The sequence below is a fragment of the Paraburkholderia sp. XV genome (assembly GCF_020177535.1).
GTDB classification, from domain to species: Bacteria; Pseudomonadota; Gammaproteobacteria; order Burkholderiales; family Burkholderiaceae; genus Paraburkholderia; species Paraburkholderia caribensis.
Genome location: NZ_JAGUUD010000115.1, coordinates 1 through 25,620 on the forward strand (window position 1 = coordinate 1; position 25,620 = coordinate 25,620).

The 25,620-nt window shown below is 62.9% G+C and carries 20 protein-coding genes; 17 read left to right on the forward strand and 3 right to left on the reverse strand.

The genetic code is table 11. The annotated features are described in order from the left end of the window. Positions 1 to 198: 198 nt before the first annotated feature. The 3 genes from queF to ilvA are packed head-to-tail and all read right to left on the reverse strand — an operon-like array spanning position 199 to position 3,458. Positions 199 to 1,023 carry an NADPH-dependent 7-cyano-7-deazaguanine reductase QueF gene (gene queF, locus KFO72_RS34360; protein ID WP_060599283.1) on the reverse strand — a complete coding sequence of 275 codons (825 nt, stop codon included), beginning with the start codon at positions 1,021 to 1,023 and terminating at the stop codon, positions 199 to 201. Then, positions 1,020 to 1,922, reverse strand: coding sequence for a 5'-nucleotidase (locus tag KFO72_RS34365; RefSeq protein WP_060599282.1), 903 nt, complete (start codon positions 1,920 to 1,922; stop codon positions 1,020 to 1,022). The genes queF and KFO72_RS34365 overlap by 4 nt, the downstream gene beginning before the upstream one ends. A gap of 12 nt (positions 1,923 to 1,934) precedes the next feature. Then, on the reverse strand, positions 1,935 to 3,458 hold the full coding sequence (ilvA, locus tag KFO72_RS34370; protein ID WP_054929693.1) for a threonine ammonia-lyase, biosynthetic: 1,524 nt from the start codon (positions 3,456 to 3,458) through the stop codon (positions 1,935 to 1,937). Positions 3,459 to 4,051: 593 nt separating this feature from the next. Between ilvA and KFO72_RS34375 the strand changes: the two genes are divergently transcribed. The 17 genes from KFO72_RS34375 (at position 4,052) to KFO72_RS34455 (ending at position 25,377) form a co-directional block, all read left to right on the forward strand. Further along, entirely contained in the window at positions 4,052 to 8,128 is a 4,077-nt protein-coding gene (locus KFO72_RS34375; RefSeq protein WP_054929694.1) for a DUF3683 domain-containing protein, read from the forward strand. 32 nt (positions 8,129 to 8,160) lie between these two features. After that, complete coding sequence (locus KFO72_RS34380; protein WP_054929695.1) at positions 8,161 to 8,589, forward strand: HIT family protein; 429 nt, start codon at positions 8,161 to 8,163, stop codon at positions 8,587 to 8,589. 7 nt (positions 8,590 to 8,596) lie between these two features. Continuing rightward, entirely contained in the window at positions 8,597 to 9,010 is a 414-nt protein-coding gene (locus KFO72_RS34385) for a gamma-butyrobetaine hydroxylase-like domain-containing protein (RefSeq protein ID WP_054929696.1), read from the forward strand. A 73-nt stretch (positions 9,011 to 9,083) separates the two neighbouring features. Continuing rightward, complete coding sequence (ubiE, locus tag KFO72_RS34390; protein ID WP_054929697.1) at positions 9,084 to 9,815, forward strand: bifunctional demethylmenaquinone methyltransferase/2-methoxy-6-polyprenyl-1,4-benzoquinol methylase UbiE; 732 nt, start codon at positions 9,084 to 9,086, stop codon at positions 9,813 to 9,815. Between the two features lie 38 nt (positions 9,816 to 9,853). Next, positions 9,854 to 10,843: a Tim44 domain-containing protein gene (locus KFO72_RS34395; RefSeq protein ID WP_103323676.1), complete on the forward strand. Its 990-nt coding sequence runs from the start codon at positions 9,854 to 9,856 to the stop codon at positions 10,841 to 10,843. Positions 10,844 to 10,951: 108 nt separating this feature from the next. Then, on the forward strand, positions 10,952 to 11,599 hold the full coding sequence (locus KFO72_RS34400; protein ID WP_103323677.1) for an SCP2 domain-containing protein: 648 nt from the start codon (positions 10,952 to 10,954) through the stop codon (positions 11,597 to 11,599). A 15-nt stretch (positions 11,600 to 11,614) separates the two neighbouring features. Beyond that, complete coding sequence (gene ubiB, locus KFO72_RS34405) at positions 11,615 to 13,198, forward strand: ubiquinone biosynthesis regulatory protein kinase UbiB (RefSeq protein WP_054929700.1); 1,584 nt, start codon at positions 11,615 to 11,617, stop codon at positions 13,196 to 13,198. A 22-nt stretch (positions 13,199 to 13,220) separates the two neighbouring features. After that, the gene (locus KFO72_RS34410) at positions 13,221 to 13,865 is read left to right on the forward strand and encodes a TPMT family class I SAM-dependent methyltransferase (protein WP_225033960.1); all 645 of its coding nucleotides are present in this window, start codon (positions 13,221 to 13,223) and stop codon (positions 13,863 to 13,865) included. A 138-nt stretch (positions 13,866 to 14,003) separates the two neighbouring features. Next, entirely contained in the window at positions 14,004 to 14,363 is a 360-nt protein-coding gene (locus KFO72_RS34415; protein WP_054929702.1) for an FmdB family zinc ribbon protein, read from the forward strand. A 67-nt stretch (positions 14,364 to 14,430) separates the two neighbouring features. Then, positions 14,431 to 15,087, forward strand: a complete 657-nt coding sequence (locus tag KFO72_RS34420) for a DUF502 domain-containing protein (RefSeq protein ID WP_035986599.1) — start codon at positions 14,431 to 14,433, stop codon at positions 15,085 to 15,087. 72 nt (positions 15,088 to 15,159) lie between these two features. After that, positions 15,160 to 16,959: an aspartate--tRNA ligase gene (aspS, locus tag KFO72_RS34425; RefSeq protein ID WP_054929703.1), complete on the forward strand. Its 1,800-nt coding sequence runs from the start codon at positions 15,160 to 15,162 to the stop codon at positions 16,957 to 16,959. Between the two features lie 174 nt (positions 16,960 to 17,133). Next, positions 17,134 to 17,610 carry a dihydroneopterin triphosphate diphosphatase gene (gene nudB, locus KFO72_RS34430; RefSeq protein WP_054929720.1) on the forward strand — a complete coding sequence of 159 codons (477 nt, stop codon included), beginning with the start codon at positions 17,134 to 17,136 and terminating at the stop codon, positions 17,608 to 17,610. Next, positions 17,607 to 18,869 (forward strand): cardiolipin synthase ClsB, encoded by a 1,263-nt coding sequence (clsB, locus tag KFO72_RS34435; RefSeq protein ID WP_107203483.1) that lies wholly within the window; start codon positions 17,607 to 17,609, stop codon positions 18,867 to 18,869. The genes nudB and clsB overlap by 4 nt, the downstream gene beginning before the upstream one ends. Before the next feature lie 239 nt (positions 18,870 to 19,108). Next, positions 19,109 to 19,714, forward strand: a complete 606-nt coding sequence (locus tag KFO72_RS34440) for a TetR/AcrR family transcriptional regulator (protein ID WP_035986590.1) — start codon at positions 19,109 to 19,111, stop codon at positions 19,712 to 19,714. A gap of 97 nt (positions 19,715 to 19,811) precedes the next feature. Next, positions 19,812 to 21,599 (forward strand): acyl-CoA dehydrogenase C-terminal domain-containing protein, encoded by a 1,788-nt coding sequence (locus tag KFO72_RS34445; protein WP_224101974.1) that lies wholly within the window; start codon positions 19,812 to 19,814, stop codon positions 21,597 to 21,599. 126 nt (positions 21,600 to 21,725) lie between these two features. After that, the gene (locus KFO72_RS34450; protein WP_225033961.1) at positions 21,726 to 24,161 is read left to right on the forward strand and encodes a 3-hydroxyacyl-CoA dehydrogenase/enoyl-CoA hydratase family protein; all 2,436 of its coding nucleotides are present in this window, start codon (positions 21,726 to 21,728) and stop codon (positions 24,159 to 24,161) included. Between the two features lie 16 nt (positions 24,162 to 24,177). Next, positions 24,178 to 25,377, forward strand: coding sequence for an acetyl-CoA C-acyltransferase (locus KFO72_RS34455; protein ID WP_054929707.1), 1,200 nt, complete (start codon positions 24,178 to 24,180; stop codon positions 25,375 to 25,377). Positions 25,378 to 25,620 lie beyond the last annotated feature (243 nt).

Consider the following 25,620-nt stretch of genomic DNA (forward strand, 5'->3'; position numbering starts at 1 on the left):
CCGCACAGGGGCGACGCGTGAAGCGAGCTAACGCATCGCGGATGCCAGCGCAAAGACCAAAACACCGAACGGCGACGCGTGAAGCACGCTAACAGTTCGCGGATGCCACCGAAAGCTCAGAACCCGCAACCTGGCTGCCACCGCAAAACCCCAAAACCCAAACCCCACCCCAAGCGTCGCAGACAGAAAAACCCCAGCTCACTGCCTTGCGGTCCGCAAATTATCCGGCATCGGCAGATTAAAGTTAGTACGGAAAGGATTGATATCCAGTCCACCGCGCCGCGTATAGCGCGCATAGACGGCCAGCTTCACAGGCTGACAAACCTTGAGCACATCGAGAAAGATCTTCTCGACACACTGTTCATGAAACCCAGTATGGTTTCGATACGAAATAATGTACCGCAGCAAAGAAGCATGATCGATCTGCGGCCCCACGTAGTGGATCTGCACCGAACCCCAATCAGGCTGCCCAGTCACCGGACAATTCGACTTCAGAAGATTGGAGAACAAGGTCTCTTCGGTAGGCGCCTCGTCAAGCGCAGCCTTGAGCAACGAAGCATCCGGCAAATAAACATCGGTATCCAGATCGAGCCGATCCAGCGAAGTCCCTTCAAACTCATCCATCGAGAGCTTCGAAAATTCCGCCGGCGGATAAAGATGCAGCGAAACGGAAGCCTCACACGCAGCGGAAACATCGCGCTTGATCGTGTCGCGAACCGTCTCGATGGAATCGAACGAAGTCTGCGCGAACGAGCCCAGATACAGCTTGAATGACTTCGACTCGACGATATTCGGCGATTCCGCCGGAATATAAAAAGTGGCGATCGCAATCTGCGGCTTGCCGCGCGCATTCAGCCACGACAGTTCATAAGCGTTCCAGATGTCCGTGCCGAAAAACGGCAACGTCGCCCCAATACCGATCTGCTCGCGCGCATTCTTTCGCGCGATCGGAAAGAGCAACGATGCATCGTACTGTTCGGTGTAGCTGGACGGTTTGCCCAGCGGTGATTGTTCGGGTGTCATGATGCGTTCACGATGCCACTCAATACATGCCCGATCGCTGTCACGTCACGGGCCGACTCGCAGTGGCGGATTTGGTCGTCGAAGAAAAAGTCCGGCTCGAACTCGCGCAAAAACGCGCTCTTGTCGAGCCCGCCAAGAAACATCGCTTCGTCGATTTCGATGTTCCAGGCCATCAATGTGCGTATCGCGCGCTCATGTGCGGGCGCCGAACGCGCCGTCACCAGCGCGGTGCGAATCTGCATCGGCGCGGCTTCGTCGGCCAGCGTCTGCAGCCGATGCAACGCTTTCAACAAAGGCTTCAGCGGTCCATCGGCAAGCGGCAAATCCTTATTGTCGATCTCATGACCGACAAACGCCCCCAAGCCGTCCTTCTGAAACACACGCTCCGCTTCGTCGGAAAACAGCACCGCGTCGCCGTCGAACGCAATGCGGATTTCGTCCGGATACTTGCTCGCCATTCTCGCCGATTCGGGCAACACGCGTGCAGCAGGAAAACCGGCGGCCAAGGCATCGCGAACGTCATCCTGATTTGCCGACAGAAACAACGACGCATTCAGCGGCTTCAGATATGCGAAGGGCGCGCGACCGCGCGTGAACACTCCACGCTCGATTGCGAGCCCATGCTCGCGGCACGAACTGAACGCACGCAAGCCGCTGATGGGATCGCTGCGCGACAGAATCACCACTTCTACGCAATGCGCGCCCGTGTTGAGCGCAAGCAGCTTGCGAATCAGCGGAAACGCAACACCTGGCTTGGCCGGCACGTTCAGCCGCTCACGCTGCAGCGCTTCGTAGTCGCGCAGATTGCCATCCTCGTACACGCGGTTCTCTTCCTCGAAGTCGAACAGCGCGCGCGAGGAAATCGCCACTACCAGTTTGTCGTCGAGCGAAAAGGCCATGCGCGTGCTTCGTTATCCAAGGAACAGTCGATACACCGGGTTCAACGTCTCTTCCCAATACGGATAGCCGAGCGTCGCAAGGAAGCGCGCGAATTCCGAATCTTCCGCCGACGGCACCTGAATGCCGACGAGGATCGAGCTGTAGTCCGCGCCCTGGTTCCGGTAGTGGAAGAGGCTGATGTTCCAGTTCGGCGCCATCGACGACAGGAACTTCATCAGCGCGCCCGGCCGTTCGGGAAACTCGAAGCGGAACAGGCGCTCGTCGTGCGCGAGCGGCGAGCGGCCGCCGACCATGTAGCGGATATGCTGCTTCGATAGCTCGTCGCCCGTCAGATCGACGGTGGCGAAGTTGTGTGCCTCGAACGCGCCCGCGATCTGCGCGGACTCGCTGCGGTTGCGGATCTGCACGCCGACAAAGATATGGGCCGACTTCGAATCCGCAATACGGTAGTTGAACTCCGTGACGCTGCGCGTGCCGACCAGTTCGCAGAACCGCTTGAAGCTGCCTCGCTCTTCGGGAATCGTCACCGCGAACACGGCCTCGCGCGCCTCGCCGACTTCCGCACGCTCCGCGACGAAGCGCATGCGATCGAAGTTCATGTTCGCGCCGGACGTGACGGCGATCAGCGTCTGGTTCTCGATGCCTTCACGTTCCGCGTACTGCTTCGCGCCCGCTACGGCCAGCGACCCGGCCGGCTCCAGCACGCTGCGGGTGTCCTGGAAGACGTCCTTGATCGCCGCGCACAGTGCGTCGGTGTCCACGGTCAACACTTCGTCGAGATATTCCTGGCACAGGCGGAACGTCTCCTCGCCGACCAGCTTGACGGCCGTGCCGTCCGAGAACAGACCCACTTCGTTCAGCGTGACGCGTTCGCCCGCCTTCAGCGACTGTGCCATCGCGCAGGAATCCTCGGTCTGCACGCCGATCACCTTGATCTCCGGGCGCACCGATTTCACGTACGCCGCGATGCCCGCCGCGAGACCGCCGCCGCCGATGGGAACGAAGATCGCGTGAATGGGCGCCTGATGCTGGCTCAGCACTTCCATCGCGACCGTGCCCTGGCCGGCGATCACGTATTCGTCGTCGAATGGGTGGACGAAGGTCAGGCCGTGTTGTTCCTGCAGTTTGACAGCGTGTGCGTAGGCATCGCTATACGACTCGCCCGACTGCACGACTTCGACGGTCGGGCCGCCGTGCGCGCGCACGGCGTCGACTTTCACCTGCGGCGTCGTCACGGGAACGACGATGATCGCCTTCACACCCATCCGTGCCGCCGACAACGCGACGCCTTGCGCATGGTTGCCCGCCGAAGCCGTAATCACGCCGCGTGCGAGCGCGTCGGCGGGAATGTGCGCCATCTTGTTGTAGGCGCCGCGCAGCTTGAAGGAGAAGACGGGCTGGTTGTCTTCGCGCTTCAGGTAAATCGGGTTGCGCAGCCGTGCGGACAGATTCCGCGCATGTTCGAGTTCGGTCTCACGCGCGACGTCGTAGACGCGGGCGGTGAGGATTTTCTTCAGGTAGTCGTGGGAAGCCATGCGGGTCACGCGCGATGCGCTATTTCGGACAGGAAAGGATCAATGATAGCGCCAACCGTCTGTCCGGACCCACCTGATCCGGGATTCGTCCGAGTGCTTTCGCTTTATCGGCAAGCTTGGCCAGCCGACCGGACGGTCGAAAAATCGGGCTCAGCGTGGGCGCGGACGCGATGCGTTTTGAGGGAGTCGCCGCCGGGCATTTTCGTGGCGAATTCTGGCAAGCCGACGCGCAAAGGCTTGTCGCGCGGACATTCAGGCGTCAACGCGCAATAGGATCATGCGGTAGAATCCTATTTTGGAACAAGGATCGGAAGATGCACTGGCAGCCTCGGATCGCCCATTTGATGCCCGTCCCGCGCGAGTCTCGTCCCGCGGCGCAGCGGCACGTGCGGCATGCACGATCGTGTAGCTGCCTCTGAGCGCCGCGAGGCGGCCGGCCACCCACGTTCCAGCCATATCCCCGGCGATCCCGGGCGCTGGCCCGCCGGTTGCGGCTTCGCACACTAGAAAGATTTCCAGCATTGCGCCCCACGCGCACTGTCAGCGGGCCTCAACGATGAGCGCACGCCGCTGACCTACCGAGTCGTCCAAACATGAACGCACCTCAAGTTTTCGATCCGCACGGCGCCGCCGCCACCGTTGCCGCCGACGCCGAACCGCGTCTGCGCGAAATCCCCTACAACTACACGTCGTTCTCCGACCGCGAAATCGTCATCCGTCTGCTTGGCGACGAGGCGTGGGCCGCGCTCGACGAACTGCGCGCGGAACGCCGCACGGGCCGCTCGGCGCGCATGCTGTACGAAGTGCTCGGCGACATCTGGGTCGTGCGCCGCAATCCTTACCTGCAGGACGACCTGCTCGACAACCCGAAGCGCCGCGCGCTGCTGATCGAAGCGCTGAATCACCGTCTGACCGAAATCGAAAAGCGCCGCCGCGCCGACCTCGTCGAGCATGGCGACGATGCGGGCGTCGATCGCGCGGCACGTGTCGAAACGCTGGTCGCCGCCGCGCGCCGCGCCGTCGATGCGTTCGCGGGCGAGTTCGAGAAAATGGCCGACCTGCGCCGTCGCGCGACCAAAGTGCTGGGCCGCCAGACGCAGAAGGACAACATCCGCTTCGACGGCCTCGCGCGTGTTTCGCACGTGACGGACGCGACCGACTGGCGCGTCGAATATCCGTTCGTCGTGCTGACGCCGGACACGGAAGCCGAAATCGCCGGTCTCATCAAGGCGTGTTTCGAACTCGGCCTGACCGTGATTCCGCGCGGCGGCGGCACGGGCTACACGGGCGGCGCGGTGCCGCTTACGCCGTTTTCGGCCGTCATCAACACCGAGAAGCTCGAACAACTCGGCGCGGTCGAATTGACCGAACTGCCCGGCGTTGCGCATAAGGTGCCGACGATCTTCTCCGGCGCAGGCGTCGTCACGCGTCGCGTGACGGAAGCGGCCGAGCAGGCGGGCTATGTGTTCGCCGTCGATCCGACCTCGCTGGACGCATCGTGCATCGGCGGTAACGTCGCGATGAACGCGGGCGGCAAGAAGGCCGTGCTGTGGGGCACGGCGCTCGACAACCTCGCGTGGTGGCGCATGGTCGACCCGGAAGGGAACTGGCTCGAAGTCACGCGCCTCGATCACAACCTCGGCAAGATTCACGACATTCCCGTCGCGCGCTTCGAACTCAAGTGGTTCGACGGCGAATACGCGCCGGGCGAAAAGCTGCTGCGCACCGAGTCGCTCGACATCGAAGGCCGGCGTTTTCGCAAGGAAGGTCTCGGCAAGGACGTCACGGATAAATTCCTCGCCGGCCTGCCGGGCATCCAGAAGGAAGGCTGCGACGGCCTGATCACGTCGGCGCGCTGGGTGCTGCACAAGATGCCCGCGCATACGCGCACCGTTTGCCTGGAGTTCTTCGGCCAGGCGCGCGAGGCGATTCCGAGCATCGTCGAAATCAAGGATTATCTGTTCGAAACGTCGAAGCAGGGCGGCGCGATTCTCGCGGGCCTCGAACATCTCGACGAGCGTTATTTGCGCGCGGTCGGCTATGCGACCAAGAGCAAGCGCAATTCGTTTCCGAAGATGGTGCTGATCGGCGACATTGTCGGCGACGATGCGGACGCTGTCGCGACGGCGACGTCGGAGGTCATCCGCATGGCCAACGGCAAGAGCGGCGAAGGCTTTGTCGCCGTGAGCGCCGAGGCGCGCAAGCGCTTCTGGCTCGACCGCAGCCGCACGGCCGCGATCGCGAAGCACACCAACGCGTTCAAGATCAACGAAGACGTCGTGATTCCGCTCAATCGCATGGGCGAATACACGGACGGCATCGAGCGCATCAACATCGAACTGTCGATCAAGAACAAGCTGCAACTGGTCGACGCGCTCGAAGCGTTCTTCAGGAGCGGCAAGCTGCCGCTCGGCAAGAGCGACGACGCGAACGAAATTCCGAGCGCCGAATTGCTCGAAGACCGCGTGCAGCAGGCGCTCGAACTGCTCGCCCATGTGAAGAAGCGCTGGGAATTCCTGCGCGACAAACTCGACTTGTCGTTGCGTGAAGCGCAGCACTATCTCGTGGGACTCGGCTATGCGGGGCTCGCGGAAAAATTCGCGGACCGGGTCGACGATCAGCCGGACGCGAACGTGTTCCATATCGTCCAGGACCGCACGGTGCGCGTGTCGTGGAAGCAGGAAATCCGCGCGGAACTGCGCCAGATCTTCAACGGCGGCGAGTTCAAGCCGATCCTCGACGAAGCGCAGGCCATCCACAAGCAGGTGCTGCGCGGCCGCGTGTTCGTCGCGCTGCACATGCACGCAGGCGACGGCAACGTTCATACGAACATCCCCGTCAACTCCGATAACTACGAGATGCTGCAGGACGCGCACGTTGCCGTCGCGCGCATCATGAAGCTCGCGCGTTCGCTGGATGGCGTGATTTCCGGCGAGCACGGCATTGGCATCACGAAGCTCGAATTCCTCACGGAAGACGAGATCGGCGAATTCCGCGCGTACAAGCAGCGCGTGGACCCGCATGGCCGCTTCAACAAGGGCAAGCTGCTCGAAGGCGCGGATTTGCGCAACGCGTACACGCCGTCGTTCGGGCTGATGGGTTATGAATCGCTGATCATGCAGCAGTCCGATATCGGTGCGATCGCCGATTCGGTGAAGGACTGCCTGCGTTGCGGCAAGTGCAAGCCCGTTTGCGCGACGCACGTGCCGCGCGCGAACCTGCTGTACAGCCCGCGCAACAAGATTCTCGCCACCTCGCTGCTGGTCGAGGCGTTCCTGTATGAAGAGCAGACGCGCCGCGGCGTGTCGATCAAGCACTGGGACGAGTTCAACGATGTCGCCGATCACTGCACCGTCTGCCACAAGTGCGTGACGCCGTGCCCGGTGAAGATCGACTTCGGCGACGTCACGATGAACATGCGCAATCTGCTGCGCAAGATGGGCAAGAAGAAGTTCAACGCGGGCAACGCGGCGGGCATGTTCTTCCTGAACGCGACCAATCCGCAGACCATCAACCTCGCGCGCACCGCGATGATGGGCGTCGGCTACAAGGCGCAGCGCCTGGGCAACGACGTGCTGAAGAAGTTCGTCAAGAAGCAGACGGCGCATCCGCCCGCAACGACGGGCAAGCCGCCCGTGGTCGAGCAGGTGATCCACTTCGTCAACAAGAAGATGCCGGGCAATCTGCCCAAGAAAACGGCGCGCGCACTGCTCGACATCGAGGACAACAAGATCGTCCCGATCATCCGCAACCCGAAGGCCACGACAGTCGATTCGGAAGCGGTGTTCTACTTCCCCGGTTGCGGTTCCGAGCGCCTGTTCTCGCAGGTCGGTCTCGCCACGCAGGCGATGCTATGGGAAGCGGGCGTGCAGACGGTGCTGCCGCCGGGCTATCTGTGCTGCGGCTACCCGCAGCGCGGGTCGGGCCAGTTCGACAAGGCCGAGCAGATCGTCACGGATAACCGCGTGCTGTTCCATCGTGTCGCGAACACGCTGAATTATCTGGACATCAAGACGGTGGTGGTGTCGTGCGGCACGTGCTACGACCAGCTGGCTGGCTACGAATTCGAGAAGATCTTCCCGGGCTGCCGGATCATCGACATCCACGAATTCCTGCTGGAGAAGGGCATCAAGCTCGACGGCGTGAAGGGCACGCGCTACATGTATCACGACCCGTGCCACACGCCGATCAAGACGATCGACCCCGTCAAGCTGGTCAACGAGCTGATGGGCTCTGAAAAGGACGGCTACAGGATCGAGAAGAACGATCGTTGCTGCGGCGAGTCGGGCACGCTGGCCGTCACGCGACCGGATATTTCGACGCAGGTGCGCTTCCGCAAGGAAGAGGAAATCCGCAAGGGCGCGGCGAAGCTGCGCGGTATTCCCGTCGTGGCCGACGCGGGCGCGAACGCGCAGCCGGGTTCGGTGCTGAAGGCGGGCGACGGCCCGCAACCGAACGGCGCCAATGATGCGAACGGCGCGGGGACCGACGTCAAGATCCTGACGAGCTGCCCGTCCTGTCTGCAAGGCCTGTCGCGCTACAACGAAGACGCGAATATCGAAGCGGACTATATCGTTGTCGAAATCGCGCGACACGTGCTCGGCGAGAACTGGATGGCCGACTATGTGCAGCGTGCGAACAATGGCGGAATCGAGCGCGTGCTGGTCTAATGGCGCGATAAAGGTTCCGTTCGAGGACGACGATGGACTGTATCTTCTGCCGTGAAGACGGTGGCGATGTGCTGTGGCAGGACGACACGCTGCGTGTCGTCCTCGCCGACGAACATGACTACCCCGGTTTTTGCCGGGTGATCTGGAACAGGCATGTCGCCGAGTTTTCGGATCTGGGCGAGGCCGAGCGCGACCGCGTAATGCGCGCGGTGTATGCCGTCGAGCGCGCGATCCGGCGCATCTTGCAACCCGTCAAGGTGAATCTGGCGAGTCTCGGCAACCAGGTGCCGCACGTGCACTGGCATGTGATCCCCCGGTTCTCCAACGACGCGCATTTTCCGCTGCCCATCTGGGCGCCGCGCCAGCGCACCGTTTCCGAAGCGATGCTGTCGCAGCGCCGCGCGCAGGCCACATTGCTGCGCGAGGCGGTACGCGGCGAAATCGAACACGCTCTCGTCTGAGGTCATCATGAGTGGATTGAAACCCGACACGCCGGTGCCCGCCGGCGTCGTCGTTCATGCCGTGTCGCGCGTGCTCGAATTGCAGTACGCGGACGGCAAGAGTTACCGCGTGCCGTTCGAACTGATGCGCGTCTATTCGCCTTCGGCGGAAGTGCGCGGCCACGGACCGGGCCAGGAAACGCTGCAGACAGGCAAGCGCGAAGTGTCGATTACGGCGCTCGAAGGCGTCGGCAACTATGCGCTGCAGCCAACCTTCTCCGACGGCCACAACACGGGCATCTATTCGTGGGACTTGCTGTGGGACCTCGCGACGCGCCAGGACGAACTCTGGGCCGAGTATTTCGGCAAACTCAAGGCAGCAGGCGTCGACCGGGATGCGCCGATGCCCGTATCCGGCCCTGCGCATGGCCACAGTCACTGATACGATTCCCGGCCTTCCCGTCGCTTGATGCGGCGCAACAATCTCTTAAGAATACGCGAAAGGACGAAGCGCGATGACCAAAACCCACTTCGGCTATCAGACAGTCGACGAACAGGAAAAAGCGAAGAAAGTGGCCGGCGTGTTCCACTCGGTCGCCTCCAACTATGACCTGATGAACGACCTGATGTCGGGCGGGATGCACCGCGCGTGGAAGGCGTTCACGATCGCGCAGGCCAACGTGCGGCCCGGCTACAAGGTGCTCGACATCGCGGGCGGCACGGGCGATCTGTCGAAGACCTTCGCCAGGCAGGCGGGCGAGACGGGCGAAGTGTGGCACACGGACATCAACGAATCGATGTTGCGCGTGGGCCGCGACCGCCTGATCGACAAGGGCATCATCACCCCGACGCTGCTTTGCGACGCCGAAAAAATCCCCTTTCCCGACAACTACTTCGACGTGGTGACCGTGGCATTCGGCTTGCGCAACATGACGCACAAGGACGCGGCGCTCGCGGAAATGCGCCGTGTGTTGAAGCCGGCCGGGCGCGTGCTCGTGCTGGAATTTTCGAAAGTTTGGGACCCGCTCAAGAAGGCGTACGACGTCTATTCTTTTAAGGTGCTGCCGTGGCTCGGCGAGCGCTTCGCGAAGGATGCCGAGAGCTACCGCTATCTGGCTGAATCCATCCGTATGCACCCGGACCAGGAAACTTTGAAGACGATGATGGAACAAGCTGGCCTCGAAGCCGTCAAATATTACAATTTGTCAGCTGGCGTGGTAGCCTTGCATGTGGGGACGAAATACTAATCTCCCTAACTTCTCGTTTTTAAAAGGAAATTGTAGAAATGTCTGATTCGAATCTGTCATCTCGTTGTAAGGTTAAGGGGGCATGGGCGAGGAGAATCGGACTGATCGCGATGGTCGGCCTGATTTCGATCGGTACGCTGGCCTCGCTCGACGCCGAAGCGAAACGCATGGGCGGCGGCCGCAGTATCGGGCGTCAGTCGAACATCACCCAGCCGTCACAGCAGTCGGCGCCTTCGCAGTCGCCGGGCGCGCCGTCGCAGGCCATGCAGCAGCAGCGTCCCGCCACGCCGCCGCCCACGCCCGCTGCGCAGCCTAACCGCTCGCGCTGGCTCGGGCCGATCGCCGGTCTCGCGGCCGGTCTGGGTATCGCAGCGCTGCTGTCGCACTTCGGTCTTGGCGAAGCGTTCGCCGGCATGATGTCGAACCTGATCGTGATCGCGCTGATCGCGTTTGTCGCTATCTGGCTGATCCGCAAGTTCACGGGCCGCAAGCGCGACGCGCAGAGGCCGGCCTACGCGGGCGGCGCGCCGACGCTGAACGCGGGCGGCACGGGTTACACGCAGGAGCCGCGCTACACGGCGCCGCCGGCCGGCTCGTACCTCGGGCCCCAGGGCAATCCGCTGACCACGCCTGAAATCGCCACCGCGCCGGCCGTTCCGGCAGGCTTCGACACGGAAGCGTTCCTGCGCAACGCGAAGGTTTACTTCGTGCGTCTGCAGGCTGCGTGGGACGCGGGCAACATGGACGACATCCGCGAGTTCACGACACCCGAGATGTTCGCCGAAGTACGGGTCGACCTGAGCTCGCGCGGCGCCGAAAAGAACCAGACGGACGTCGTGAAGCTGGACGCCGATCTGCTGGGCGTCGAAGACCGCGGCAGCGAACATCTCGCGAGCGTGCGTTTCCATGGCCTGATCCGCGAAACGTCGGGCGGCGCGGCGGAGCCGTTCGAGGAAATCTGGAACCTGTCGAAGCGCAACGGCGAAGGCTGGCTGCTCGCGGGCATCCAGCAGCCGAATCATCACTGATCCCGTCAAGGATTAGCCGTTCGGCAGAGTCAGGCTCGAAGCGAACGGACGTTACAATAGGAACCCGCGTCGGCAGTCGCCGGCGCGGGTTTTCTCTTTCCACTGCCGATGACCCTTGCCGCCAAGCCCTTCGCTGCTGCCGTCAACCATCTGCTCGCCCGCGAAACGTGGGCGCGCGAACGTCTCACCCCATACGCCGGCAAAATTGCGCGGCTGTCCTGTCCTCCCGTCACGCTGATCCTGCTGGTGCAGCCAGACGGCTATCTGAGCGCTGTCGACGAAAGCGAAGCGCACAACACGTTCGATGTCACCGTCTCGGTGCCGCCGGACGCCGTTCCCGCGTTCCTGCAAGGCGGCCAGGCGGCCGTGATGAAGCATGTGAAGATCGAAGGCGACGCCGAGTTCGCGACGGCCATCGCGAAGCTCGCCGAGCATCTGCGCTGGGAGCCGGAAGAGGATCTGGCGAAGCTGATCGGCGACGGACCCGCATGGCGGATCGCGTCGGTGGCGCGCACGGTCGGCGATCATGCGCTGCGCACGGGCCGCAATCTGCTCGAATCGGTGGCCGAATATCTGCTGGACGAAAACCCGCAACTCGTGCGCCGCACCGCACTCGACGACTTCAACGTCGAGCTGGCGCGCGCCCGCGACGCGCTCGCGCGCGTCGAGAAGCGCATCGAGCGTCTCGAACAGAAGGTCGAAGCCCGCGGCGCCAATGCGCCGGGCGGCGCCGCCACGTCGCGCGGCACGCGCTAGTCACCGGGCTCAACCATGCGTTTTCTGCGTTTCCTCAAGATTTTCTTCACCGTCATCCGCTTTGGGCTGGACGAGATGATGCTGAGTCGCATCAACGACCGCCGCGTGCGGATGTTGCTGCGTATCACCACCATTGGCAGGAAGTTCGACCAGCCGCCAGGCGTGCGGCTGCGTCTCGCGCTGGAAAGCCTCGGGCCGATTTTCGTGAAGTTCGGGCAGGTGCTGTCTACGCGCCGCGACCTGCTGCGCCCCGACATCGCGAGCGAGCTTGCCAAGCTGCAGGACCAGGTGCCGCCGTTCGATTCGGCGGTGGCGATCGCCATTATCGAAAAGTCGCTCGGCGCGCCTGTCGATACGATCTTCGACGATTTCGAGCGCGTGCCTGTGGCGAGCGCGTCGATCGCGCAGGTTCACTTCGCGACTCTGAAGACGGGCCAGCACGCGGGCAAGCAGGTCGCCGTGAAGGTGCTGCGGCCGAACATGCTGCCCGTGATCGATTCCGATCTCGCGCTGCTGCGCGACATCGCCGTGTGGGCGGAGCGTCTGTGGGCGGACGGCAAGCGCCTGAAGCCGCGCGAAGTGGTCGCGGAATTCGACAAGTATCTGCACGACGAACTCGACCTGATGCGCGAAGCCGCCAACGGCAGCCAGCTGCGGCGTAACTTCGCGGGTCTCGATCTGTTGCTCGTGCCGGAGATGTACTGGGAATACTGCACGGCGAACGTGCTCGTGATGGAGCGGATGGTCGGCGTGCCCATCAGCCAGGTCGATACGCTGCGGGCGGCGGGCGTCGATATTCCGAAGCTCGCGCGCGAGGGCGTCGAGATTTTCTTCACGCAGGTGTTCCGCGACGGCTTTTTCCACGCGGACATGCATCCCGGCAACATTCAGGTCAGTCTCGACCCGGTGCACTTCGGCCGCTATATCGCGCTCGATTTCGGCATCATCGGCGCGCTGTCGGACTTCGATAAGAACTATCTCGCACAGAACTTTCTCGCGTTCTTCAAGCGCGACTATCACCGCGTCGCGACGCTGCATCTGGAGTCCGGCTGGGTGCCGCCCACGACGCGCGTCGAAGAACTGGAAAGCGCGATTCGCGCGGTCTGCGAGCCGTATTTCGATCGCGCGCTGAAGGACATTTCGCTCGGCCAGGTGCTGATGCGGCTCTTTTCGACGTCGCGCCGCTTCAACGTGGAAATCCAGCCGCAACTGGTGCTGCTGCAGAAGACGATGCTGAACGTCGAAGGGCTGGGCCGTTCGCTCGATCCGGAACTCGACCTGTGGAAGACCGCGAAGCCGTATCTGGAGCGCTGGATGAACGAGCAGATCGGCGTGAAGGGATGGTATGAGCGGTTGAAGATCGAGGCGCCACAGTGGAGCAAGACGCTGCCGCAGCTCCCGCGGCTGATTCATCACGCGCTGGCGCAACGTCACGACGCGCAGCAGCGCGGCATCAACGACGAAACCATCCGCCAGATTCTGCTGGAGCAGAAACGCACGAACCGGCTGCTGCAAGGCCTGCTGATGTTCGGCGTGGCTGTCGGTGTCGGGGCCGTGCTGGCGCGCGCATGGCTCGCCATCGCGTACGGCGGCTATTGACGGCGTTTAAGGAGATGTACCGATGAGCGACTCCAGGCCGACCGTTCCACCCGTGCCACCCGCTTTCGAGAGCCGCGATCCGAACGCGCCCGGCTTCTGGGACGAACGCTTCGAACGCGGTTTCACGCCGTGGGACCAGGCGGGCGTGCCGTCGGCGTTCAAGGCGTTCGTCGAACGGCACGCGCCGATGCCGGTGCTCATTCCGGGCTGCGGCAGCGCGTACGAGGCATGGTGGCTCGCCGAGAAAGGCTGGACCTTGCGCGCGATCGACTTCGCGGCCCACGCCGTCGCAGCTGCCCGGGCCCAACTGGGCACGCATGCGAGCCTCGTCGAACAGGCGGACTTCTTCACCTATACGCCGCCATTCGAGCCGGGGTGGATTTATGAGCGGGCATTCCTGTGCGCGCTGCCGCCGTCGCGACGCGCGGCCTGGCTGGCGCGCATGGCCGAACTCTTGCCCGCGGGCGGATTGCTCGCCGGATTCTTTTTCATCGGCGGTGGCTCGCCAAAAGGGCCGCCGTTCATCATCGAGCGAGCCGAGCTCGACGCGCTGCTATCGCCCCATTTCGAGTTGCTGGAAGACGAACCCGTCAGCGACTCGATCTCCGTCTTTGCCGGACGCGAGCGCTGGCTGACATTTCGCCGACGTGGTGGAACAAAGGCTTGATTCCCGGTTCCGCCGCCCTCAGCTAAAGCGTGGCCGCCGCGTCGGCCGTTCCACCCCGAATTCCGGGGCGTGCCATTGTTTGCGGCTATAATTCAAGGCTTTGCAAGCGCTCAAAGAGTTTTCAGTAGGGACAAGGTCATGCCGATCTACGCTTATCGTTGCGAGTCATGTGGATTCGCGAAGGACGTGCTCCAGAAAATGAGCGACGCCCCGTTGACGCAATGCCCGGAGTGCGGAACCGATGCTTTCCGCAAGCAGGTCACCGCTGCCGGCTTCCAGCTAAAGGGTTCGGGCTGGTATGTCACGGACTTCCGTGGTGGCAATTCGGCCACCAATTCGGGCGGCGCTGCCAGCAGCGGCCCGGACGCGTCGGCGTCCAAAACGGAAAGCAAGCCTGAGGCGGCGGGTTCGTCCGGGAGCGAAGCGTCCACGGCCACACCGGCTGCGGCGCCGGCAGCGTCACCCGCTCCCGCTCCCGCGAGCAGCTCGGGCACCTAGCAGTTTCGCCACCGTAAGGTGACGTAGACGCCGCGCAACGCAGTCGCGCGGATTTCTGGCGGTATACATGACGACCAAAAAGACGACGCTCAAATCGGTGTTTCTGACAGGCCTGCTGGTGCTGGTGCCTCTTGCCATCACGCTGTGGGTGCTCGGCCTGATCATCGGCACGATGGATCAGACGTTGCTGCTGCTGCCCCGGTCGTGGCAGCCGGAGCGGATGCTCGGCTTCCGCCTGCCCGGCCTCGGCGCCGTGTTGACGCTCGCCTTCATTTTCGTAGTCGGTCTATTGACGCAGAACTTCGTCGGGCAGAAGCTGGTCGGCTGGTGGGAATTGATCGTCGCGCGCATTCCCGTCGTCGGTCCGATCTACACCAGCGTCAAGCAGGTGTCCGACACGCTGCTGTCGTCGAGCGGTAATGCGTTCCGCAAGGCGCTGCTGATCGAATATCCGCGCAAGGGGTCCTACACCATCGGGTTTCTGACGGGCATCCCCGGCGGCGACGTCGTCAACCATCTCAAGGAAGACCACGTCAGCGTCTATGTGCCGACCACGCCGAACCCGACGTCCGGCTTCTTCCTGATGGTGCCGAAAAGCGAAGTGATCGAGCTCGACATGACCGTCGACGCCGCACTCAAGTACATTGTCTCGATGGGCGTCGTTGCTCCGCCCGCGAATCAGCCGGCGCCTGAGCGCCGCACGCCTGTCGAGCCGCCGCTGTAATGCCGGCTTGCGCCGCCCGTCACACGGTGCGGCGCGCGCCGTTCAACCAATGCAAAACGAAAGACAAACATCATGTCGATGAGATCTGAATACTGCGGTCTGGTGACCGAACACCTGCTGGGTCAAACTGTGTCGCTGTGCGGCTGGGTGAGCCGCCGCCGCGACCATGGCGGCGTTATCTTCATCGACCTGCGCGACCGCGAAGGCCTCGTTCAGGTCGTCTGCGACCCGGACCGCGCTGAGATGTTCAAGACGGCCGAAGGCGTGCGTAACGAATTCTGCGTCCAGGTGAAGGGTGTCGTGCGCAACCGTCCGGAAGGCACGACGAACGCCAGCCTGACGAGCGGCAAGATCGAAGTGCTGTGCCACGAACTGAACGTTCTTAACGCGTCGGTGACGCCGCCGTTCCAGCTCGACGACGACAACCTGTCGGAAACCACGCGCCTCACGCACCGCGTGCTGGACCTGCGCCGTCCGCAGATGCAACACAACCTGCGTCTGCGTTATCGCGTGACGATGGAAGTGCGCAAGTACCTCGATTCGCGCGGCTTCATCGACATCGAAACGCCGATGCTGACCAAGAGCACGCCGGAAGGCGCGCGCGATTACCTCGTGCCGTCGCGTGTGAACGCGGGCCAGTTCTTCGCGCTGCCGCAATCGCCGCAGCTCTTCAAGCAGCTGCTGATGGTCGCGAACTTCGACCGTTACTACCAGATCGTCAAGTGCTTCCGCGACGAAGACCTGCGCGCCGACCGTCAGCCGGAGTTCACGCAGATCGACTGCGAAACGTCGTTCCTGGGCGAGCAGGAAATCCGTGACCTGTTCGAAGACATGACGCGTCACGTGTTCAAGGAAACGATTGGCGTCGAACTGGACGCGAAGTTCGCCGTGATGCCGTATTCGGAAGCCATGCGCCGCTTCGGTTCGGACAAGCCGGACCTGCGCGTCAAGCTCGAGTTCACCGAACTGACGGACGCGATGAAAGACGTCGACTTCAAGGTGTTCAGCACGCCGGCGAACACGAAGGACGGCCGCGTCGCGGCGCTGCGCGTGCCGAAGGGCGGCGAGCTGTCGCGTGGCGACATCGACAGCTATACGGAATTCGTGCGCATCTACGGCGCGAAGGGTCTCGCGTGGATCAAGATCAACGAAGTGGCGAAGGGCCGTGACGGCCTGCAAAGCCCGATCGTCAAGAACCTGCACGATGCGGCCATCGCGGCGATCATCGAGCGCACGGGCGCGCAGGACGGCGACATCATTTTCTTCGCGGCGGATCGTGCGAAGGTCGTCAACGACAGCCTCGGCGCGCTGCGTCTGAAGATCGGTCATTCGGAGTTCGGCAAGGCGAACGGTCTGGTCGAGAAGGGCTGGAAGCCGCTGTGGGTCGTCGACTTCCCGATGTTCGAATACGACGAAGAAGAAAACCGCTACGTCGCCGCGCATCACCCGTTCACGAGCCCGAAGGACGAGCACCTGGAATATCTGGAAACAGACCCGGGCCGCTGCCTCGCGAAGGCGTATGACATCGTGCTGAACGGCTGGGAAATCGGCGGCGGTTCGGTGCGTATCTTCCAGGAAGACGTGCAGAGCAAGGTGTTCCGCGCGCTGAAGATCGGCGCCGAAGAAGCGCGCGCGAAATTCGGCTTCCTGCTGGACGCGCTGCAGTACGGCGCGCCGCCGCACGGCGGCATCGCCTTCGGTCTGGACCGCATCGTCACGATGATGGCGGGCGCAGACTCGATCCGCGACGTGATCGCCTTCCCGAAGACGCAGCGCGCGCAGGATCTGCTCACGCAGGCGCCGAGCGAAGTCGATGAACGCCAGCTGCGCGAGCTGCACATCCGTCTGCGTCAGCCCGAGCAGAAAGCGTAAATGTGACCGTTTGCGCGGTTGCGTCGTTAAAACAACGACGTGCGCGCAAAACATCCAGCGAAAAAGGCGCGTCATGCGCCTTTTTCGCTTTTTGCGTTACAGTCGTTGTAAGCTCTGCCGTCCGACATGCAATCGCGCGGTCCCGTCAGCAAAACCGCGCCTCGCGTTATCACCATGCCGAAACCGCCGAAGATTCCGGAATCCGTTCTCGTCGTCATTCATACGCCCGATCTCGACGTGCTGCTCATCGAGCGAGCTGACCGGGAGGCCTTCTGGCAATCCGTGACGGGCTCGAAGGATCACGTCGACGAACCGATCGCGCAGACGGCCATCCGCGAAGTGGCGGAAGAGACGGGCATCGTGATCGGCGGTGAAGTCGTACCGCGTGAGGCGCTCGTCGACTGGCATCACCATATCGACTTCGAAATCTTCCCGACCTGGCGTCACCGTTATGCGGAAGGCGTCACACACAACACCGAGCACTGGTTCAGCCTGCAGGTGCCGCAGCGTCTCGAAGTGACGCTGGCGCCGCTCGAGCACACCGCGCATCTGTGGCTGCCCTGGCAAGAGGCTGCCGGGCGCTGCTTCTCGTGGTCCAATCGCGACGCGATCCTGCAACTGCCGCAACGCGTGAAGGAGCGTTGCCGATGAGCGGCGGCGACGTCCGCCGCTTCGACCGGCTGACGCGGCATTTGCCCGGCCGGCGCTACTGGTCCAGGTATCGCTTTTGTTCCGGCAACACGGTGCGCCTGTTCACGGCGGGCGAGTCCTACTTTGCAGCGCTGATCGAACGGATCGACGCGGCGAAAAGCGACGTCGTGCTGGAAACCTACATCTTTTGCGACGACGCCGCGGGCCGTCCCGTCTCAGACGCGCTGATCCGTGCCGCCACGCGCGGCTTGCGCGTGCGCGTGATCACCGACGGCGTCGGCACCCAGCGCCTGCCGATGTTCAATGACTGGCAAGCGGCGGGCATCGAGCATCGCATCTACAACCCGCATATCTTCGGACGCTTCGGCTTCTCGCGCACGCACCGCAAGCTCGCTGTCGTCGACGATCAGTTCGGGTATTGCGGCGGCATCAATGTCGTCGACGACTACGATCAGAACGGCACGCGTCTGCCTTACCCGCGCTGGGACTTCGCCGTCGAACTGGAGGGCCCCGTCGTGGCCGACGTGCTCGAAGCATTCGACGTGCAGTGGGAGCGCATCCGCATCGGCCACCGTCCGGCGCTCGTGCCGCCGCCCGTCGGGGGGGCGACACCGCAGGCCGCCACCGAACGCTTCGTGCGCGTGCGCCGCAGCGCCCGTGCGGCCGACATGCGCGCGATGGCCGAGCCGTGCGTCGCGTTCGTCGCGCGCGACAACTTCGTCAACCGCCGCGCAATCGAAAAGGCGTATCTCACCGCAATCGGCCAGGCGCGCACCGAAGTGCTGCTCGCCAATCCGTATTTCATGCCGGGGCGCAAGCTGCGGCGCGCGCTGATCTACGCGGCGCAACGCGGCATCGACGTGCGCCTCGTGATCGGCAGGAAGGAATTCGCGATGCTCGACTACGCGGTGCCGTTCCTGTACCGCACGTTGCTGAAGGCGGGCGTGAAGATCGCCGAGTACGAGAAGACGATGCTGCACGGCAAGGTGGCCGTGGTCGATTCGAACTGGGGAACGGTGGGTTCGTCGAATCTCGACGCGTTGAGCCTGATGCTGAATAACGAGGCGAACGTCGTGCTCGTGCTGCACCCGGAGATCGACCAGTTGCGCCAGTCGATCCTCGCGGCGTTCGACGAATCGCGCCGCATCGACGAAAAGCATTACGAAGCGCGCCCGGCCGGCGAGCGCCTCTTGAACTGGATTGCGTACAACACCTACCGGATCGCGATGAAGTTGCTGACCGTCGGCGGGTACGACTAAGAGCCGATTCAGAAAAGACAGACAAAAGCCGATTCATAATAATCAATAATCGGAGACAACTCCCAGCAGTTCTGGCAAATGATTCTAAAAATTCCGCTTCGTCTGATAGACGGATGACGGAAAATCAGAATGTCGTTAGAAACCCGTTTCTAATAAATTCCTTGTTTCGCGGACGGTCGGCCCCAATAATGGTACGACCGTTCGATTTTTATTTCGGTCAAATCAGACGGTACACAGCTATGCGAAAAGGCGAACAAACGCGAGCCGCAATTCTGGATGCAGCACTCGATCTGGCAAGCCGAGACGGACTGGAAGGTCTGACGATCGGTCTTCTCGCCGAGCGCATGCAGATGAGCAAGAGCGGAGTGTTCGCGCATTTCGGGTCGCGCGAAGATCTGCAGGTCGAGGTGGTGCGCGAATATCACCGTCGTTTCGAGGACGAGGTGTTTTTCCCGAGTCTGCGCGAACCCCGTGGATTGCCGCGCTTGCGCGCGATGATCTCGCGCTGGATCGAGAAGCGCATCCAGGAGGTGACGACTGGGTGCATCTACATCAGCGGCGCGGTCGAGTATGACGATCGCGCGGAAAGCGCGGTGCGCGAGCAGCTGGTCGCGAGCGTCACGATGTGGCGCGCGGCGCTCACGCGAGCCATTTCGCAGGCAATGGAAGAGGGGCATCTGCGCGCGGACACCGATCCGCAACTGATGCTCTTCGAACTGTATAGCTTCACGCTCGGCCTGCATCATGACGCACGCTTCCTGCATCTGCCCGATGCCGTGCGCCTGACATGGGCCGCGCTGGAAAAACTGATTGTTTCGTATCAGAGCGAGAGCGCAAGCCGCTAGCGAGGCTGGGTGGGTCCTTATCGGATGGGTCCAGACGGCGCGGGGGAGGCTGGCAGTGGAGCTCGAGCCAACACCTTTGGATTGATTGGAGAGACTCATGGGACAGTACGCCGCGCCGTTGCGCGACATGCAATTCGTATTGCACGAGCTGCTGAACGTCGAAGCCGAGATCAAACAGATGCCGAAGCACGCTGATCTCGATGCCGACACGATCAACCAGGTGCTCGAGGAAGCCGGCAAGTTCTGCTCGGAAGTGCTGTTCCCGCTGAACCAGAGCGGCGACCAGGAAGGCTGCAAATACGAAGGCGATGGCGTCGTCACCACGCCGAAGGGCTTCAAGGAAGCGTACCGCCAGTACGTCGAAGCGGGCTGGCCCGCGCTCGGCTGCGATCCCGACTTCGGCGGCCAGGGCTTGCCCGCGTTCGTCAACAACGCGCTGTACGAGATGATGAACTCGGCGAACCAGGCGTGGACGATGTACCCGGGCCTGTCGCACGGCGCGTACGAGTGTCTGCACGCGCACGGCACGCCGGAACTGCAGCAGGCGTATCTGCCGAAACTGGTGTCGGGCGAATGGACGGGCACGATGTGTCTGACCGAGCCGCACTGCGGAACCGACCTGGGCATCCTGCGCACGAAGGCCGAGCCGAATGGCGATGGCTCGTACGCGATCAGCGGCACCAAGATTTTCATCTCCAGCGGCGAGCACGATCTCGCCGAGAACATCGTTCACCTCGTGCTGGCGCGTCTGCCCGATGCACCGCAAGGCACGAAGGGCATTTCGCTGTTCGTCGTGCCGAAGTTCATTCCCGACGCAGGCGGCAACCCCGGCGAGCGCAACGGTGCGAAGTGCGGCTCGATCGAACACAAGATGGGCATTCACGGCAACGCGACGTGCGTGATCAATCTCGACAGCGCGAAGGGCTGGCTGGTCGGCGAACCGAACAAGGGCCTCAACGCGATGTTCGTGATGATGAACGCCGCGCGCCTGGGTGTCGGGATGCAGGGTCTGGGGCTGACGGAAGTCGCCTATCAGAACTCGCTCGTCTACGCGAAGGAGCGTTTGCAGATGCGCTCGCTGACGGGTCCGAAGGCGCCCGAAAAGGCCGCCGATCCGATCATCGTGCATCCCGACGTGCGCCGCATGCTGCTCACGCAGAAGGCCTACGCGGAAGGCGCGCGCGCCTTCACCTACTGGGCCGCGCTGAACATCGACAAGGAGCTGTCGCACGCCGATGAATCCGTGCGCAAGGACGCCGCCGACCTCGTCGCGCTGCTGACGCCCGTCATCAAGGCCTTCCTGACGGACAACGCGTTCGAAGGCACGAACATGGGCATGCAGATTTACGGCGGCCACGGCTTCATCGCCGAATGGGGCATGGAGCAATATGTGCGCGACGCGCGCATCAACATGATCTACGAAGGCACGAACTCGATCCAGTCGCTCGATCTGCTGGGCCGCAAGGTGCTCGGCGACATGGGCGCGAAGCTCAAGAAGTTCGGCAAGCTGGTGACGGACTTCGTCGAGGAAGAAGGCATCAAGCCGGAGATGCAGGAGTTCGTCAATCCGCTCGCGGATATCGGCGACAAGGTGCAGAAGCTGACGATGGAAATCGGCATGAAGGCGATGCAGAACCCGGACGAAGTCGGCGCCGCGGCTGTGCCGTATCTGCGTACGGTCGGCCACCTGGTGTTCTCGTACTTCTGGGCCCGCATGGCGCGCATCGCGCTCGACAACGAAGCATCGGGCGATCCGTTCTACAAGTCGAAGCTCGCCACGGCGCGCTTCTACTTCGCGAAGCTGCTGCCCGAAACGGCCTCGACGATCCGCGCCGCGCGCGCCGGCTCGAAGACGTTGATGGAAATCGACGAAGCGCTGTTCTAAAGCCATCGCGAGGCGGCGCCCGTCATTCATGCGCCGCCGCCACACTCACACCCCTATGCCGCGCGCCGCCCTTCGAAGCCCGCGCGCGGCGACTCGCGACACCGCATAACACCCCGGAGGAACGACGTGAGCAATCTGATCATTCGCAAGGTCGCCGTGCTCGGCGCCGGCGTGATGGGCGCGCAGATCGCTGCGCACCTGATCAACGCCAAGGTGCCCGTGCTGCTGTTCGACCTGCCCGCCAAAGAAGGCCCGAAGAACGGTATCGCGCTCAAGGCGATCGACAACCTGAAGAAGCTGTCGCCTGCACCGTTCGGCGTGAAGGACGACGCGCAATACATCCAGCCCGCCAATTACGACGACGACATCGAAAAGCTCGCGGAATGCGACGTGGTGATCGAAGCGATCGCCGAGCGCATGGACTGGAAGCACGACCTGTACGCGAAGGTCTCGCCGCATATCGGCCCGAACGCGATTTTCGCGAGCAACACGTCGGGCCTGTCGATCACCGAGTTGTCGAACGGCTTCTCCGACGAACTGAAGGCGCGCTTTTGCGGCGTGCATTTCTTCAATCCGCCGCGCTACATGCATCTGGTCGAGCTGATTCCGACCGCGGCGACGCGCCCGGAAATCCTCGATCAACTCGAGACGTTCCTGACGAGCGTGGTGGGCAAGGGCGTCGTGCGCGCGAAGGACACACCGAATTTCATCGCGAACCGCGTCGGCATTTTCTCGATCCTCGCGGTGATCAAGGAAGCTGAGAAGTTCGGCTTGCGCTTCGATGAAGTCGACGATCTGACGGGCAGCCGCCTCGGCCGCGCGAAGTCGGCGACGTTCCGCACGGCGGACGTGGTCGGTCTCGACACGATGGCGCACGTCATCAAGACGATGCAGGACAACCTCGCCGACGACCCGTTCTTCCCGGTCTACGAAACGCCCGCCGTGCTGTCCGGGCTGGTGAAGCAGGGCGCACTCGGGCAGAAGACGGGCGCGGGCTTCTACAAGAAGGAAGGCAAGGCGATCAAGGTGCTCGACCCGAAGACGGGCAGCTATGTCGACGGCGGCGCGAAGGCGGACGAACTGGTCGGCCGTATCCTCAAGCGTCCGCCCGCCGAGCGCCTGAAGCTGTTGCGCGAATCGCAGCATCCACAGGCGCAGTTCCTGTGGGCGATCTTCCGCGACGTGTTCCATTACATCGGCGTGCATCTGGAGTCGATCGCCGATAACGCGCGCGACGTCGATCTCGCGGTCCGCTGGGGCTTCGGCTGGAACGAAGGTCCGTTCGAGGGCTGGCAGACGGCGGGCTGGAAGCAGATCGCCGAGTGGGTGCAAGAGGACATCGCGGCAGGCAAGGCGTTGTCGGATGCGCCGCTGCCCGTGTGGGTACTGGAAGGTCCCGTCGCCGAAAAAGGCGGCGTGCATACGAACGAAGGCTCGTGGTCGCCGGCTGAAAAGCGCTTCGTGCCGCGCTCGTCGCTGTCCGTGTACGACCGGCAGGTGTTCCGTGCACCTATCGCAGGCGAAACGGGCGCCGATCCAAAGACGTACGGCAAGACCGTGTTCGAGACGGATGCCGTGCGCGCATGGGTGGATGACCGTACCGGCGAGAGCGACGTGCTGATCGTGTCGTTCAAGAGCAAGCTGAACACGATCGGGCCGTCGGTGATCGACGGCATCACGCAGGCCATCGACGTTGCCGAGAAGGACTACAAGGCCGTGGTGATCTGGCAACCGACGTCGCTGAAACTCGGCGCGCCGGGAGGCCCGTTCTCGGCGGGCGCGAATCTCGAAGAAGCGATGCCCGCGTTCATGATGGGCGGCGCGAAGGGCATCGAGCCGTTCGTGAAGAAATTCCAGCAAGGCATGTTGCGCGTGAAGTATTCGAACGTGCCCGTGGTCGCGGCCGTGTCGGGCATCGCGCTCGGCGGCGGTTGCGAGCTGGTGCTGCACAGTGCGAAGCGCGTTGCGCACATCGAGAGCTATATCGGTCTGGTCGAAGTGGGCGTCGGTCTCGTGCCGGCGGGCGGCGGTCTCAAGGAGGCGGCACTGCGTGCCGCCGAGGCTGCGTCGCAAGTCGGCGCGACCAGTGATCTGCTCAAGTTCCTGCAGAAGTCGTTCGAGAACGCGGCGATGGCGAAGGTCTCCGGCTCGGCGCTCGAAGCCCGTGCGATGGGCTACCTGAAGCCGTCCGACACGATCGTTTTCAACGTCTTCGAACTGCTCGACACGGCGAAGAAGGAAGCGCGTGCGCTGGCAGCCGCGGGCTATCGTCCGCCGCTGCGCGTGACGCAGGTGCCTGTTGCCGGGCGCTCGGCGATTTCTACGATCAAGGCGTCGCTGGTCAATATGCGCGACGGCCGCTTCATTAGCGAGCACGATTACCTGATCGCGAGCCGTATCGCGGAAGCGGTGTGTGGGGGAGACGTCGAAGCGGGCAGTCTCGTCGATGAGGAATGGCTGCTGGCGCTGGAGCGTCGCGCGTTTGTCGAGTTGCTCGGCACGCAGAAGACGCAGGAACGGATCATGGGCATGCTGCAGACGGGCAAGCCGGTGCGCAACTGACGAAAGGGAATTTCAAATGACCAAGCAATTGCAGGACGCATATATCGTCGCCGCGAGCCGCACGCCGATCGGCAAGGCGCCGCGCGGCATGTTCAGGAACACGCGACCGGACGAACTGCTGGTGCACGCGATCCGCTCGGCTGTCGCGCAGGTGCCGGGTCTCGACACATCGCTGATTGAAGACGCGATTGTCGGCTGCGCGATTCCCGAAGCCGAACAGGGTTTGAACGTGGCGCGCATGGGTGCGTTGCTGGCCGGTTTGCCGAACACGGTGGGCGGCGTGACGGTGAACCGCTTCTGCGCATCGGGCGTGACGGCGCTTGCGATGGCGGCCGACCGCATTCGCGTCGGCGAATCGGACGTGCTGATCGCGGGCGGCTGCGAATCGATGAGCATGGTGCCGATGATGGGCAACAAGCCGTCGCTGTCGCCGCATATTTTCGATCGCAACGAGGATGTGGGCATTGCGTATGGCATGGGCCTGACGGCCGAGAAGGTGGCGGAGCGCTGGAAGGTGAGCCGTGAGCAGCAGGATCAGTTCTCGGTCGAATCGCATCGCAAGGCGGTTGCTGCGCAACAGGCGGGCGAGTTCGACGACGAGATTTCGGCCTACACGATCACCGAGCGTTTTCCCGATCTCGCGACGGGCGAGGTGAAGGTGAAGACGCGCGAGGTCAAGCTGGATGAAGGTCCGCGCGCGGATACCTCGATGGAAGGGCTGGCGAAGTTGCGCACGGTATTTGCGAACAAGGGTTCGGTGACGGCGGGCAACAGTTCGCAGACGTCGGATGGGGCGGGCGCGTTGATCGTGGTGTCGGAGAAGATTCTCAGGCAGTTCAATCTGACGCCGTTGGCCAGGTTTGTCAGCTTCGCGGTGCGCGGAGTGCCGCCGGAGATCATGGGTATCGGGCCGAAGGAAGCGATTCCGGCGGCGCTGAAGGCCGCGGGGCTCAAGCAGGACGATATCGACTGGATCGAGCTTAATGAGGCTTTTGCTGCGCAGTCTTTGGCTGTTATCAACGATCTTGGGCTTGATCCGGCGAGGATTAATCCGCTTGGCGGGGCGATTGCGTTGGGGCACCCGCTGGGGGCGACTGGGGCGATTCGTGCTGCTACTGTTGTGCATGGCCTGCGGCGGCGGAATCTTAAGTATGGGATGGTGACCATGTGTGTGGGGACGGGCATGGGTGCCGCTGGGATTATTGAGCGGGTTTGAGTAATCGTGGGGGCGTTGGTTGCGGGGCGCTGGTTTAGGGTGGTTTGCATTTGAGTTCGCTGGCAGTCGCGATTTGCTTTTGCTTTTGCTTTTGCTTTCGCTTGTGCTTTCGCTTTTGCTGGCATCCGCGATGCGTTAGCGCGCTTCAGGCGTCGCCCCTGTGCGGGGCGGCACCTACTTTTCTTTGTCGCCGCAAAGAAAAGTAGGCAAAAGAAAGCGGCTCACACCGCCAGCGCTTGACGT